At 59.7% G+C, this 13,814-nt stretch carries 8 protein-coding genes, 4 tRNA genes and 2 pseudogenes; 13 read left to right on the forward strand and 1 reads right to left on the reverse strand.

What is annotated here, in order from left to right:
- Positions 1 to 14 precede the first annotated feature (14 nt).
- From ACM6IK_RS04025 to ACM6IK_RS04065, 9 genes are all read left to right on the forward strand, one after another.
- Entirely contained in the window at positions 15 to 1,226 is a 1,212-nt protein-coding gene (locus ACM6IK_RS04025) for an O-succinylhomoserine sulfhydrylase (RefSeq protein WP_414873250.1), read from the forward strand.
- Positions 1,223 to 1,999, forward strand: a complete 777-nt coding sequence (locus ACM6IK_RS04030; protein ID WP_414873251.1) for an SDR family oxidoreductase — start codon at positions 1,223 to 1,225, stop codon at positions 1,997 to 1,999. The genes ACM6IK_RS04025 and ACM6IK_RS04030 overlap by 4 nt, the downstream gene beginning before the upstream one ends.
- A gap of 245 nt (positions 2,000 to 2,244) precedes the next feature.
- A tRNA-Val gene (locus tag ACM6IK_RS04035) sits at positions 2,245 to 2,320 on the forward strand.
- Positions 2,321 to 2,373: 53 nt separating this feature from the next.
- Positions 2,374 to 2,450 (forward strand) — tRNA-Asp (locus ACM6IK_RS04040).
- Between the two features lie 92 nt (positions 2,451 to 2,542).
- Positions 2,543 to 2,619 (forward strand) — tRNA-Asp (locus ACM6IK_RS04045).
- Positions 2,620 to 3,078: 459 nt separating this feature from the next.
- Entirely contained in the window at positions 3,079 to 5,910 is a 2,832-nt protein-coding gene (locus tag ACM6IK_RS04050; protein WP_414873252.1) for a xanthine dehydrogenase family protein molybdopterin-binding subunit, read from the forward strand.
- Positions 5,903 to 6,442, forward strand: coding sequence for a (2Fe-2S)-binding protein (locus tag ACM6IK_RS04055; RefSeq protein ID WP_007982256.1), 540 nt, complete (start codon positions 5,903 to 5,905; stop codon positions 6,440 to 6,442). Before ACM6IK_RS04050 ends, ACM6IK_RS04055 begins: the two co-directional genes overlap by 8 nt.
- A 2-nt stretch (positions 6,443 to 6,444) precedes the next feature.
- Complete coding sequence (locus ACM6IK_RS04060) at positions 6,445 to 7,683, forward strand: c-type cytochrome (RefSeq protein ID WP_414873253.1); 1,239 nt, start codon at positions 6,445 to 6,447, stop codon at positions 7,681 to 7,683.
- Between the two features lies 1 nt (position 7,684).
- Complete coding sequence (locus tag ACM6IK_RS04065; protein ID WP_414873254.1) at positions 7,685 to 8,656, forward strand: XdhC family protein; 972 nt, start codon at positions 7,685 to 7,687, stop codon at positions 8,654 to 8,656.
- A 162-nt stretch (positions 8,657 to 8,818) separates the two neighbouring features.
- On the opposite strand, the gene ACM6IK_RS04070 is transcribed toward ACM6IK_RS04065, so the two are convergent.
- Positions 8,819 to 10,102 (reverse strand): NAD(P)/FAD-dependent oxidoreductase, encoded by a 1,284-nt coding sequence (locus tag ACM6IK_RS04070; protein WP_414873255.1) that lies wholly within the window; start codon positions 10,100 to 10,102, stop codon positions 8,819 to 8,821.
- 184 nt (positions 10,103 to 10,286) lie between these two features.
- On the opposite strand from ACM6IK_RS04070, the gene ACM6IK_RS04075 reads away from it, so the two are divergent.
- The 4 genes and pseudogenes from ACM6IK_RS04075 to ACM6IK_RS04090 form a co-directional block, all read left to right on the forward strand.
- Positions 10,287 to 10,363 (forward strand) — tRNA-Val (locus ACM6IK_RS04075).
- A gap of 362 nt (positions 10,364 to 10,725) precedes the next feature.
- Complete coding sequence (locus ACM6IK_RS04080; RefSeq protein ID WP_414873256.1) at positions 10,726 to 12,345, forward strand: hypothetical protein; 1,620 nt, start codon at positions 10,726 to 10,728, stop codon at positions 12,343 to 12,345.
- Between the two features lie 736 nt (positions 12,346 to 13,081).
- Positions 13,082 to 13,216: pseudogene (locus ACM6IK_RS04085) on the forward strand (group II intron reverse transcriptase/maturase); the annotation flags it as partial.
- Positions 13,213 to 13,812 (forward strand): annotated as a pseudogene (locus ACM6IK_RS04090) (group II intron maturase-specific domain-containing protein); the annotation flags it as partial. The pseudogenes ACM6IK_RS04085 and ACM6IK_RS04090, both read left to right, overlap by 4 nt.
- Between the last annotated feature and the right edge of the window lie 2 nt (positions 13,813 to 13,814).

Consider the following 13,814-nt stretch of genomic DNA (forward strand, 5'->3'; position numbering starts at 1 on the left):
CAAGGAGTGACAGCATGAGTCAGGATTGGGATGCCGGTCGGCTGGACAGCGACCTCGAAGGTGTAGCGTTCGATACCCTGGCCGTACGTGCCGGTCAGCACCGTACGCCGGAAGGCGAACACGGTGATCCGATGTTCTTCACCTCCAGCTACGTATTCCGTACCGCCGCCGACGCCGCTGCGCGCTTCGCTGGCGAAGTGCCGGGCAACGTTTATTCGCGCTACACCAACCCCACCGTACGCGCGTTCGAAGAGCGCATCGCCGCGCTGGAAAGCGCCGAGCAGGCCGTGGCCACCGCCACCGGCATGGCGGCCATCATGGCGGTGGTGATGAGCCTGTGCAGCGCCGGTGATCACGTGCTGGTGTCGCGCAGCGTATTCGGTTCGACCATCAGCCTGTTCGAAAAGTACTTCAAGCGCTTCGGCATCGAGGTCGACTACGTGGCCCTGGCCGATTTGTCCGGTTGGGACGCGGCGATCAAGGCCAACACCAAATTGCTGTTCGTCGAATCACCGTCCAATCCGTTGGCTGAATTGGTCGATATCGCCGAACTGGCGAAAATCGCCCACGCCAAAGGCGCGATGCTGGTGGTCGACAACTGCTTCTGCACCCCGGCTTTGCAGCAGCCGCTGAAAATGGGCGCGGACATCGTCGTGCACTCGGCCACCAAGTTCATCGATGGCCAGGGTCGTTGCATGGGCGGCGTGGTCGCCGGTCGTGGCGAGCAGATGAAAGAGGTGGTCGGCTTCCTGCGTACCGCCGGGCCGACCCTGAGCCCGTTCAACGCCTGGATTTTCCTCAAGGGCCTGGAAACCCTGAACCTGCGGATGAAGGCGCATTGCGCCAACGCCCAGCAACTGGCCGAGTGGCTGGAGCAGCAGGAAGGCATCGAGAAGGTCCATTACGCCGGCCTCAAGAGCCATCCGCAGCACGAACTGGCGCTGCGCCAGCAGAAGGGTTTCGGTGCGGTCGTCAGTTTTGAGGTCAAGGGCGGCAAAGAGGGCGCCTGGCGCTTTATCGATGCGACGCGCCTGATTTCGATCACCGCCAACCTGGGCGACAGCAAGACCACCATCACCCATCCGAGCACCACTTCCCATGGCCGCCTGGCGCCGCAAGAGCGTGAAGCGGCAGGCATTCGTGACAGCCTGATCCGCGTTGCGGTCGGTCTGGAAGACGTGGCGGACCTGCAAGCCGATCTGGCGCGCGGCCTGGCTGCGTTGTGATCGAGTTGTCTGCACCGGCCACCGGCTCGAATGGTCGCGTAGCGCTGGTGACCGGTGCTGCGCGGGGCATTGGCCTGGGGATCTCGGCCTGGCTGATCAGCGAAGGCTGGCAAGTCGTGTTGACGGACCTGGACCGCGAGCGCGGTTCGAAAGTGGCGAAGGTGCTGGGTGACAACGCCTGGTTCATCACCATGGATGTCTCGAATGAAGGGCAAGTCGCACTTGGCGTGGCCGAGGTACTCGGCCAGTTCGGGCGCCTGGATGCGCTGGTCTGCAACGCGGCGGTTGCCGATCCGCACAACATCACCCTGGAAAGCCTCGATCTGGCTCACTGGAATCGGGTGTTGGCGGTAAACCTCAGCGGGCCGATGTTGCTGGCCAAACACTGTGCGCCGTACCTGCGCGCTCACAGCGGTGCCATCGTCAATCTGGCCTCGACCCGCGCCGGGCAGTCGGAACCCGACACAGAGGCCTATGCGGCGAGCAAGGGCGGCTTGTTGGCCCTGACGCATGCATTGGCCATCAGCCTTGGCCCGGAGATTCGGGTCAATGCCGTCAGCCCTGGCTGGATCGACGCGCGCGATCCTTCGGTGCGGCGTGCCGAACCCTTGACCGAAGCCGATCATGCCCAGCATCCGGCGGGCAGGGTAGGGACGGTCGAGGATGTCGCGGCGATGGTGGCCTGGCTGCTGTCGAGAAATGCCGGGTTTGTCACCGGTCAGGAGTTCGTGGTCGATGGCGGCATGACCAAGAAGATGATTTACAGCGAGTGATGGGGGCAGGGTGCGGTCTTCAGCATTTGATGTTGAATGTGCTGCCCTCATCGCGAGCAAGCTCGCTCCCACAGAGGGAGAGAGCATGCTTTTAACTGTGGGAGCGAGCTTGCTCGCGATGGCGGACTGATGGTTGCCGACATTGGCCGGATTGAAATGATTTTGTCTTTTTCAGAAAAACTTCAATCCTGCTATTGACTTAGGTTCGCTACCTGCGTAAATTTCGCGGCCTCGGAGATGCAAACGGGTGATTAGCTCAGCTGGGAGAGCGTCTGCCTTACAAGCAGAATGTCGGCGGTTCGATCCCGTCATCACCCACCACTCCCGAGATACTTGCGAAAGCAAGAGGTAGGCTGAAATGCCTCCACCGACGCGCAGCGGTAGTTCAGTCGGTTAGAATACCGGCCTGTCACGCCGGGGGTCGCGGGTTCGAGTCCCGTCCGCTGCGCCATATTTTCCGAGTCAGGCATGCTTGATTCGAGATTGAAAAGCTACTGAGTTTTCAATCAGACAAGTTACTTGGACGCAAGTCCAAAGCGATACGCAGCGGTAGTTCAGTCGGTTAGAATACCGGCCTGTCACGCCGGGGGTCGCGGGTTCGAGTCCCGTCCGCTGCGCCATATCTGCCCCGAGGCCCGCTGAACGCCTTGGAGCTACGAAGAAAGCCGCTGGTTTACTTCGAGTCGATAGCAAAGACCCTGGTCGAAAGACCGGGGTTTTTTGTGTCTGGAATTCAGGTTTTTCTCCTCTCGCCTTTTTCCTGGCGGACCTCTCTGTATGCCTCTTTACATGAATGGCCGATTGGAGCTGACGACGCTGTCGTTCAGCGGCGCCTCTGACCTCGCGCTACCGAGATTCACGGCTACTGTTAACGTGCTGCGTCGAATAGTCGCGTTTTTTTGATTTGTCGGTCAGTTTTTGGTTTTCCGTAAGGTCATAAGCCTATAAACTTAACCTTTCGGTCAGCTTTGCACTGTCAACAACAGCCCTTTGCATCGTCGAAAAGGGCTTCTGCAAGACTCGAGATTTCCAGAACATAACCAGAAGGGCGGACCCCATGACCGCCCAGAGGATGATCCATGTCCAACCGTGATATATCCCGGCGCTCGTTCCTTCAGGGCGGGCTGATAGCGGGTGTGAGCGTGACGCTCACGCCATTGAGCAGCCAGGCGCTGGCCGCCTTGATGGAAAACAGTGTGACCGTGCCGTCCGAGCAGTGGCTCGGCAACAACGGCAAGGCGCGCGCCCGTAACGATGCCTTGTCCAAGGTCTGCGGCAGCAAGGTCTTTGCCCGCGACATCCGCGCCAAGGACATGCCGGGCTGGCCGCAGCAGCAGGGGCACGCCATGCTGCTCAAAACCATCAAGGCGGACCGCATCTACGCGGGTCTGGACCTTTCATGGCTCGGTACCGGGTTGCAGCCCGACCGCATCGTCACCGCCGAAGATCTGGTCAAGGACGGTATCGTGTTCCCTGAGGAGCACGCCCCGGATCCGCTGTTGCCGGCCGGCAAGGTGCCGATGTTCATCGGTCACCCGGTGGCGATCCTGATCTGGAACGACTTCGAGCGTTTCCGTCAGGCCAAGAACCAACTCAAATTCAATGACAAGGCGATTCGTTACGGTGCGCAGGTGCCGTTCTACGAAGGCGACCCTTACGGCAGCTTCCGCTATGTGCGCGTTGGCGGCGCGACCTCGGCGGACGAAGACGAGTTCGCCAGCCTCAAGGATTCGATCCTGTTTCCGATGCTGCGCAATCGCCGTCCGGTGTGGAATGCCCAGCCGAATCTGCACGGCAACCTGACCGAGCGCGGCCTGTTCTACGCCGAACGAATGAAGCAGCAGATCGATACACCGCCGGACAACTGGCTGGTGTTCGACGAGCGCTACAAGACCCCGTCGATCGAACCGGCCGCCCTGGAGCCGGACAACGGCAACGGCTGGTACGATCCGGCGACCAAGACCCTGCATTTCGTCGTCGCCACCCAGTGTCCGCTGGAAACCGCGACCGAGACCGCGAAGATGATCGCACCGTCGCGTTTCGGCCTGGCCAACCTGAACATGCACCCCGGTTACACCGTCGGTTATGGCTCGAAAGACCACAACATTTTCGTCTACTACGCAGCGCTGGCCGCGTTGTACGGCGCCGGTGTGCCGGTACGCCTGGCCAACGACCGCTACGAGCAGTTCCAGAGCGGCATCAAGCGTCACCCGTTCGACATTCGCTACCAGTTGGCGGTGGACAAGAACGACTACAGCTTCAAGATTTTCCGCTCCGAGATGAGCGTCGACGGTGGCGGGCGAATCAACTACAGCCCGTCCGTAGCTGCGGTGGGCGCCACGGCCGCACAGTCGATCTACTACATGCCGCAAAACGATCTGCAGGTCACGGCCTATCACTCCCGCGCCGTTGAAGCCGGGTCGATGCGTGGCTACGGCACCCTGCAAAGCATGGCGGCGACCGAGATGATGGTCGATGAAATCGCCGGCCGCCTCGGTGTCGATGCCATCGAACTGCGCCGCAAGAACGCCCTGCGCTCGGGCATGAAAAACACCCAGGGCGCGATCCCGGCCGGTGCCTTGCGCCTGCACGAGATTCTCGACAAGGCGGCGGTCCACGACACCTGGAAAAACCGTGACGCGATCAAGAAACAACGCGAAGCTGCGGACCCGGACAACTGGTACGGGGTGGGTTTCGCCATCTGCCAGAAAGACTTCGGCACCGGGTCCGAAGCGCCGATGGCCAGCATTGAGTTCACGGCCGAAGGTCGCATCAGCCTGCGCCACATCGGTATCGAAATCGGCACCGGCATGTCCACCTCGCAAGCCATGGTCGTGGCCGATTTCCTCGGTCTCCCGGCGCACGAAGTGAAGACCGGCGAAACCGAGTGGAAAGAGTTGCAGCTGGTCAGTGGCGGCAACCCGTACATCATGAGCCAGGCCGAGCAGGACAATTTCCTGCGCAATCCACGCTGGGTCGGCAAGGTCGCTTCGGCTTCGTCGGCGACCAACTCGGCGTATTACTTCAGCCATGCGACCCGTGAAGCGGCGCGCGTGCTGTTCAACCACGGCCTGTGGCCGGCGGCGCTGGAGATCTGGCGCCAAGGCCCTTACGGCGGTCAGGCCAACCCTTACGTAGTGCGCCGCGAAGACGCCCATTGGGTCGACGGCAAGCTCACCGCCAACGGCATGGAGCCACTGCCATTCGCCATGCTCGCCAAGCGCGTTCATGAGCGTGGCCTGGTGAGCGGCGCCACCGTGCACGGTTTCAACCGCTGGAGCTGGGCCGAGGCCGAGTTCAGCATCGACGGCGTGCGTGAGCGTTTGCCGCTCGATGGCCTGGCCGTGAAGTACGGCGACGGCGCACCGAAGGCGAAGAAGGCGCAGATGAACAGCGCCGGTTTCCATCTGCTGGATCGGCAGGGCATTGCCTACCCGGCGACCCAGTTGAACAACGCGGCGGTGACGTACTACAGCCCGGTCGCGACACTGGTGGAAGTGAAGGTCAACAAGGGTTCGAACGAAGTGTCGGTGCTCAATCATCACTCGTGGGTCGAGTGCGGTCGGGTGCTGGTGGAAGAACTGGTCAGGGGCCAGCTCGAAGGCGGGATCGCCATGGGCATCGGCCATGCGCTGATGGAAGAGATGCCGTTGTACGAAGGCGGGCCGGGGGAGGGTGACTGGAACTTCAACCGTTACCGCCTGCCGATGGCGCGTCACGTCGCGGTGTGGAAACAGACGGCGGACATCCTGCCGCCACTGTCGCCGAGCGACCCGTCCAAGGGCATCGCCGAGGTGGTGATGATCCCGGTGGTCGGTGCCATCGGCAACGCCGTGGCCCATGCCATCGGTAAACGTGTCCGCGACCTGCCTATCACTTCTGCACGCATCAAGGAGGCCCTCAATGGCTAACCGTCCGCTTCAACTGACCCTCAACGGTCAATCCGTCGGCCCGGTGGACATCCCTGATGACCTGCCGATGATCGACTACCTGCACGAATACAAGAACCTCACCGGTTCGCGCCTGGGCTGCGGCCAGGGCATCTGCCACGCCTGCGTGGTGATCGTCGACAACCCCGACGGCACCAGCGAAGAAGTGCGCACCTGCATCACTGGCGCACACTATTTCGAAGGCAAGAAGGTTCGGACCATCGAAGGCCATGCGACGCGCGACGAGCAGGGCAAGGTCACCGAGCTGAACCCGATCCAGCAGCGCTTCGTCGACGAGTTCGCCTTCCAGTGCAGCTATTGCGCGCCGGGCTTCGTCAATGCCGCGACCGTGCTGGTGGAAAAGCTGCAGCGTCAGCCGATCGTCAAAAGCCAGTTGGAAAAAGTCATCGAGGACAGCCTCGGTCATCACATCTGCCGTTGCACCGGGTATGTGCGCTACTACAGCGCCACGCGCAACGTGCTGACCGATCTCGGCCTGGTCAAGGAGGGTTAAGCATGAAACTTCTACTTAGCCGCCTGGCGTTGGCGGTCGGTCTGGCTGCGCCTGTGGTGGCGGCTCACGCGGATGATGCGCAGGTCAGGCAAGGCGAGTATCTCGCCCGCGCCGCCGACTGCAGGGCGTGCCACACCGCACCGGGTGGCGCCCCATACGCGGGCGGCCTGCCGATCGTTTCGCCGTTCGGCACGATCTACGGCACCAACATCACCCCGAGCAAAGAGCATGGCATCGGCTTGTACAGCGATGACGAGTTCTTCGCCGCGCTGACCGAAGGCAAGCGCCGCGATGGCGCGAACCTGTATCCGGCGATGCCCTACACCTCCTATCACCTGATCCCGCGTGCAGATTCCGACGCGATTCATGCCTACCTGAAAACCGTCGAGCCGATCGAGCGTGCCGCACCGGTCACCAGCCTGAGCTTCCCCTTCAACGTGCGCCTGGGCCTGATGGGCTGGAACATGATGTATGGCAAGGACGTGAAACTGGAACCGGCTGAAGGCAAAAGCGAAGCCTGGACGCGCGGCCAGTACATGGTCGACGTGTTGGGTCACTGCGGCGAGTGCCACACACCACGCGGCCTGCCCGGCGCGATGCAGATGGACAAACGCATGACCGGCGGCATTCTCAATGGCTATCTGGCGCCGAGCCTGCTGGCCACCGACCTGGCGGCCCGTGGCTGGAATCATCAGGACCTGAGCTCGTTCCTCAAGCACGGCATGAGCGCCCAGGGCACGATGTTCAACGAGATGTTCCCGGTGTTCCACAACAGCACCCAGGGCCTCAGCGATCCGGATCTGGCGGCAATGGCGACTTTCCTGCTCGGCGATCAGCCGCCTGCGGCGAAAGTGCACACCGAAGTGCCGTTGGACAAACTGAGCCCAAGTGCACAGCGCGGCCGTCAGGAATATTTGAATGTCTGCGCCGGGTGCCATGCGCCGGGCGGTGAGGGCAAGCCGCACATCGCCGTGGCCATGCGCGGCAACACCACGTTGCGCCTGGAAGATCCGCGCAACCTGGTACGGGTGATCGACGACGGTATCGGTGAACAGAAGTTCTCCGGTTTCGAACGCATGCAGCCGATGCCAGGGTTCGCCGGGAAGTTGAGCGACGAGCAACTCACGGATCTGCTGAACTACCTGCGTCAGGGTTGGGGCGGTCAGCCGAATGAGCTGGCGGTGAACGACGTGCAGAAGCTGCGGGCCGATGCGCCGCCGCTCGAGCACAAGGCCCACTGACATGCAGCATATCGATCTGCAAGTGGTGCGCCGGGCGCTGGAGTGGTCGGCCGCCGGTCAGCACATCTGGCTGTGTACGGTGCTGGCCACTTACGGCTCGGCACCGCGTGCACCGGGTTCGCTGCTGGCGGTGAACGCTGATGGGCAGTGGATCGGCTCGCTGTCCGGTGGCTGTGTCGAGGAAGACTTTCTCGAGCGGGTCGCCGAGGGCGCGTTTGTGCAGCCGGTCAGCGTTGTTCGTTACGGCGAAGGCGATGACCCACGTTCGCGCGTCAGCCTGCCGTGTGGCGGGGTGCTCGATGTGCTGGTCGAGAAGCTGGATGCCGAATGTGCCGTGCAAGCGCATCTGCGCGAGCTGGAGTCGGCGTTGTCGGGCCGGCGTCGGTTGATCCGCGAAGTCGATCTGCAGAGCGGTGCGCGCAGCCTGTTCGATGATCGTGAGCAGGGTGTGCGTATCGAGCGCGAAATCGACCGGGTGCGTGTGCGCGTCGGCGCGGCTCAGCGTTTGCTGCTGGCCGGGTATTCCAGTGTGGCTCAGGCCTGTGCCGAGTTTGCCGTGGGTCTTGGTTTCGAAGTGATTCTGTGTGATCCGCGAGACGAAGTGCTGGAAGGCGTCGTGCTGGAAAACGTGGAGATTCGTCGCCAACTGCCGTCGCTGTTCATCGCCGACGGTGGCTGTCACAGCGACACGGCGGTGGTGGCGTTGACCCACGATCCGCGTATTGATGACCTGGCGATGATGGAGGCTGTTCGCACCGAGGCGTTTTACATTGGCGTGATGGGCTCCCGGCAGACCTCGCAAAAGCGCTTCGAGCGCTTGCGGCGCATTGGTGGGCTGGGGGATGCCGAGTTGGCGCGGATTCATGCGCCGATCGGCTTGAACCTGGGCAGCAAGACGCCAGCCGAGATTGCCCTGGCGGTACTGGCGGACATTTTGCGGATTCGCAGCGGTATCCCACGGGATCGGCTCTAACCCAAAACCCCTGTGGGAGCGGGTGTACTCAACATCTGCGGGTATCCAAAAAACATTGTGGGAGCGAGCTTGCTCGCGATGAGGCCGGAACATTCAACAGCAATGTCGCCTGCCAGTCCGTCATCGCGAGCAAGCTCGCTCCCACAATGTATTGCGTGTCGCTTAGTACCCGAACTTGTCGCGCAACCCGTAATACCACGCACCCAATGCCGCGAACGGGGTACGCAGCATTTGTCCGCCGGGGAACGGGTAGTGGGGCAGGTCGGCAAACGCATCAAAACGTTCGGCCTGGCCGCGCAGCGCTTCGGCCAGGACCTTGCCCGCCAGGTGCGTGTAGGTCACGCCATGGCCGCTACAGCCCTGGGAGTAGTAGATGTTGCCGCCCAGGCGTCCGACCTGGGGCAGGCGCGACAGGGTCAGCAGGAAGTTGCCCGTCCATGCGTAATCGATTTTCACGTCCTTGAGCTGCGGGAATGCCTTGAGCATCTTCGGTCGAATGATCGCTTCGATGTTCGCCGGATCCCGCGCGCCGTACACCACGCCGCCGCCGAAGATCAGACGCTTGTCGCCGCTGAGGCGGTAGTAGTCGAGCAAGTAGTTGCAGTCTTCGACGCAATAATCCTGAGGCAGCAGGGTCTTGGCCAGTTCTTCGCCCAGTGGCTCGGTGGTAATCACTTGAGTGCCGCAAGGCATCGATTTGGCAGCCAGTTCCGGCACCAGATTGCCCAGATAAGCGTTGCCGGCGACGATGATGAATTTGGCCCGGACCTTGCCCTGCGGTGTGTGCACAACAGGGTTGGCGCCGCGCACAATACGCACGGCCGGCGACTGCTCATAAATCGTCCCGCCCAGGGACTCGACCGCCGCCGCTTCACCCAGCGCCAGGTTGAGCGGATGGATGTGGCCACCACTCATGTCGAGCATCCCGCCGACGTACTGATCGCAGGCGACCACCTCGCGGATACGGCGTTGATCCATCAACTCAAGCTGTGTATGGCCGAATCGCTCCCACAGACGCTTCTGGGATTCGAGATGCCCCATCTGCCTGGCGGTCATCGCAGCGAACACGCCACCGTCTTTCAAGTCGCACTGAATGTTGTACCTGGCGACGCGCTCACGAATGATTCTCCCACCCTCGAACGCCATCTGCCCCAGCAACTGGGCCTGCCTGGGACCGACCGTGCGCTCGATGACATCGATATCGCGGCTATAGCTGTTAACGATCTGCCCACCATTACGCCCGGACGCCCCGAAACCCACCTTGGCCGCTTCGAGCACCGTGACCTTGAAACCGTTCTCCAGCAGAAACAGGGCAGAGGACAGCCCCGTATAACCGGCGCCAATCACACAGACATCGGTCTCGACGTCATCCTGCAACGCCGGGCGCGGCGCAACCGCATTGGCCGATGCGGCGTAGTAGGACTCTGGGTAGGGGGTGTTAGCCATCCTGCAGCCTCTGTTTAATATATTTTACGAGTGCGCCGATCGTACCCGAGTTGAAAATCGCCCGCCAGCCACCCGGAAAATCTTCTTTGCACTGGCAAAATTAAATATTTTGCATATTCATAGGGTTAGCTCGAAAAAAGGTGTTGACACCCCTACGGAATTCCGTAGAATGCCGCCTCACAGCAGGCACGTAGCTCAGTTGGTTAGAGCACCACCTTGACATGGTGGGGGTCGTTGGTTCGAGTCCAATCGCGCCTACCAAACAAAATCCGCTCTGCTGGGCGGTCTGGAAGGGCTCACCGAAAGGTGGGCCCTTTTTTGTTGTCTTGGATTTCTTCAGAACGTTCACAAATTATAGGGTTCGTTCACACTGGGCAATGTGAGCGCCGCAGCTTTGGTGTGAGGTGAACAAGCGGCGGCTGATGCGCCATTGAAGTAAGTCCGTGGCGGCTGTTCGAGGAATTAGCCGCCACGCCTACCGACTGGTGCTCTTTGAGCACCTCCAGGAAAGACTTCCACGGAGGCGACTCGAGCGGGCCTTGGAATAGTCCCATTGGACGATGAGTGATGCTTGCGCGCGCTCGACAATGGCGGCTTCTCGATTAATCCGGAATTTGCCAATCATGCCAACAAATATCCATGAGCGCTGGTCCAGGAAAAAGATCTATATTCTTCTGTCAGCTTCGATGCTGGTGCTGGCCTGTATTGGTATAAAGTTCCTGGTTGCGGATAAGCTGCCCCTCTCGCTGACCGCCTTTCGGGAGATCCTCGGGGGGGCAGGCGATATTGGCCACTTGGCCAACGGATCGGCAAACCGCGAATTTCAAGTGGCAGACGGAATCAGGGTGCCAACGCTGGTTGGAAGCCACCCGCTGATTCCGCACCCCCTGCCGAGACTGCCTATGCCAGACCATCCATTTCTTATGGATGAAACCGCGAGCGGCGGGGTTCATGGGGATACGTATAATTCCAGTACCACGCCATATGCGGGGCCTCTCGGGATCGCGCCAATAGCGACATATGTGCCGACACGCCTCGGCAACGAGATTTCGATGTGCACGCCCATGCTCATGACGCCCGGTGAAAAACTGGCGTCCTTGTGCGTCGGCTTGGGCAATCCGAGCCAGTTGGTGCTTTTTGATCCCAAGAACAATTTCAAGGTCGCGGCGCAGGTCGCCACGACCAGCAAGAAAATGAATTTCCTGGAGCCGGGAATGGGCTGGTACACCGGCCTCGACGCTCTGGGTCGGGCCATCGTGGCGAACCCGGAACAAAAAGTTCAGATATATTCTATTGTTGGAAGCAATGACCAATACAAATGGTCTCTTGAAAAAGAGTATGACCTAAGCAGCGCCTTGCCTGATGGCCAACCAATTTCAGATGTTCATCCTGACTGGAAAAATAATCTCTGGTTTAGCACGATGTATGGCTATGTCGGCTACATCAACCAAATGACCGGCAAGATAGAGCGTATTAAACTTCCGGGGGGTGAGGTTTCAGGTACGGCACTGGCGTTGAACGCGGATGCGACGTTCGTACTCACTACCATGGCACTTTATCGCTTTGAAATAGATGATGATGGAAAGATTATCACTCGCTGGCGATATGAATATGGACAGTCCAACTCAAGTGGTGATTTGACCGCTCCGACGCTGTTCGATGAAGGTAAGTTGATCTCATTCGGTTTGAACGATGACTCGCATCGCTTTGCGAGGGTGCTGGTACTTAAAACCGACGGCGCAGCAATGGCAAGCAGCTCCAGGGTCGTATGTGAGCATCCCGTGTTTAAAGAAGATAGAGGATATCTTGATAATACATTTGTGGGTTACGGAAAGTCACTTGTAATTCAAAATAATTACGGGTCGAAGTTCTTTGAGCCGGCAGCATCCGAACCCGGGCTTGCGAGAGTCGATGTCAGGCCTGGATACAGTGGATGCAACACGATCTGGGAGAATTACTCGGTTTCGTCAAAGGTTCCACCCAAACTTTCGACTGCCGATGGTTATGTTTATCAATACACTATGAAATCGGGCGCTGGAGACAAGCTGGACGCATTTTATCTCAGTGCCCTCGATTTCCAGACTGGCAAACTAGCTTCAGAAATATTTATTGGAAGTGGAAAGAGGCTGGACAGCCCGATGCTGTCAATCAATTTCCTGCCTGGCGGTGTAATGGTTGCCGGCGTGCGGAACGGGTTGGTCACGTTGAGAGATCGCCCCGAGGCAACGGCCGGTGCCAGATAGGTTCAAATTGTGCCCAGACCTGTCGGTGACCATGGTGCGCGAGTTCGGCGTGAAGGCTTCCTGCTGGTTCTGAGCACAACGGATGGCCCCGGCCCGGACGGCCCGGGGCATCGAAATCCTAAGGGTCACTTAGCCTCCAAGGCGAAGGACTTTGGAACGTACCGTCCGCCCCGCTGCGCGAACTACAGAGTGGCCGGGGCGGTAACGTCCACTACAGGCCGAATACACGAATGCAACCGCACTGACGACAGGGTTGGAAGAGCTTTACTCACTACTTGTGAGGAGAGTCCATATACGCATTGTTTGTTAGGTGCTATTTGAACCCAACCAGATTTATGTAGGATATGCCCTTCATACCCATTTGGGACTCTGTGTGGGCTGACTCCATGTAAGCGTTTCTAACTCTGCACTGGCATAATTTGTTGATATGGTTTTTGATTGCACCTTCAGTGCTGTGGTCGAAACTAAATGCACTGCTGCCCTCTACAATGCATATTTCTTTGGTCATGCCATTTTCCATGGCCTGATTCTTTGTTTGATATACCGTGACCTCGCAGCTTGGCTCTACGCGGACAGCGTCGACCCCGATCGACAAGCCATTCTCGCATCGCCGACTTCCTTCGAGGCGCTTGTCGCCCTTGCGAAGGGAGAGATTTGCCAGATCCGCTTGCGCGTACAGCCTGGGCACGAACCGGGGCTGACACATAGCCTTCAAGGCGCTCATCGTTGTCAGCGAAACGCACCCCATGAAGAAGACTTTCTAGGATTCTCGTACGAGTTTCGGCCGGGACGCAGCCAGCACGATGCGCTGGATGCTTTAACGGTCGCGCTCAAAGGCCAGAAGGTGAACTGGATATTGGATGCGGATATGCCGACGACGCCAACATTTATGTGCGCAGTCGTCGTGCTGGCGAGCGAGTGCTGGTCAAGGTTGAGCGCTTCCTGAATCAGCGCCTGAAACTGACGTTGAATCAGGAAAAGAGCCGAGTAGCACGGCCGTGGGCGTGTGATTATTTGGGTTACGGGATGAGCTTGCATAAACAGCCGAAGCTGAAAGTAGCGACGATGAGCCTGAATCGCTTGCGCGACCGGCTCAGAGAACTGCTGCGCGGAGCGCGGGGCCACAAGATGGCAAGCGTCATTGAGCGGATTAACCCGGTGCTACGTGGTTGGGCGGGTTACTTCAAGCTCAGCCAGAGCAACCGCCCCCTTGAGGAGTTGGATGGCTGGATGCGCCGTAAACTTCGCTGTGTCATTTGGCGTCAATGGAAGCAGCGCCCAACGAGGGCGCGCAACCTGATACGTCTGGGGATCAGCGAAGCACGCGCCTGCAAATCAGCGTCCAATGGACTGGGCCCATGGTGGAACTCTGGAGGATCACATATGAATCAGGCACTGCCGAAGAAGCTATGGGACAGCCTTGGGCTGATCTCAATATTGGATACGATAAACGGCTTAGTCGCATGACT

Origin of the sequence: Pseudomonas sp. IT-196MI5, from assembly GCF_949767415.1 — a bacterium.
Lineage (GTDB): Bacteria > Pseudomonadota > Gammaproteobacteria > Pseudomonadales > Pseudomonadaceae > Aquipseudomonas.

What these genes read in the sequence shown, in the direction of transcription:
- ACM6IK_RS04025 (WP_414873250.1), top strand. Translation starts at nt 15, where the DNA reads ATGAGTCAGGATTGGGATGCCGGTCGGCTGGACAGCGACCTCGAAGGT.
- ACM6IK_RS04050 (WP_414873252.1), top strand. Translation starts at nt 3,079, where the DNA reads ATGTCCAACCGTGATATATCCCGGCGCTCGTTCCTTCAGGGCGGGCTG.
- ACM6IK_RS04055 (WP_007982256.1), top strand. Translation starts at nt 5,903, where the DNA reads ATGGCTAACCGTCCGCTTCAACTGACCCTCAACGGTCAATCCGTCGGC.
- ACM6IK_RS04060 (WP_414873253.1), top strand. Translation starts at nt 6,445, where the DNA reads ATGAAACTTCTACTTAGCCGCCTGGCGTTGGCGGTCGGTCTGGCTGCG.
- ACM6IK_RS04065 (WP_414873254.1), top strand. Translation starts at nt 7,685, where the DNA reads ATGCAGCATATCGATCTGCAAGTGGTGCGCCGGGCGCTGGAGTGGTCG.
- ACM6IK_RS04070 (WP_414873255.1), bottom strand. Translation starts at nt 10,102, where the DNA reads ATGGCTAACACCCCCTACCCAGAGTCCTACTACGCCGCATCGGCCAAT.
- ACM6IK_RS04080 (WP_414873256.1), top strand. Translation starts at nt 10,726, where the DNA reads ATGCCAACAAATATCCATGAGCGCTGGTCCAGGAAAAAGATCTATATT.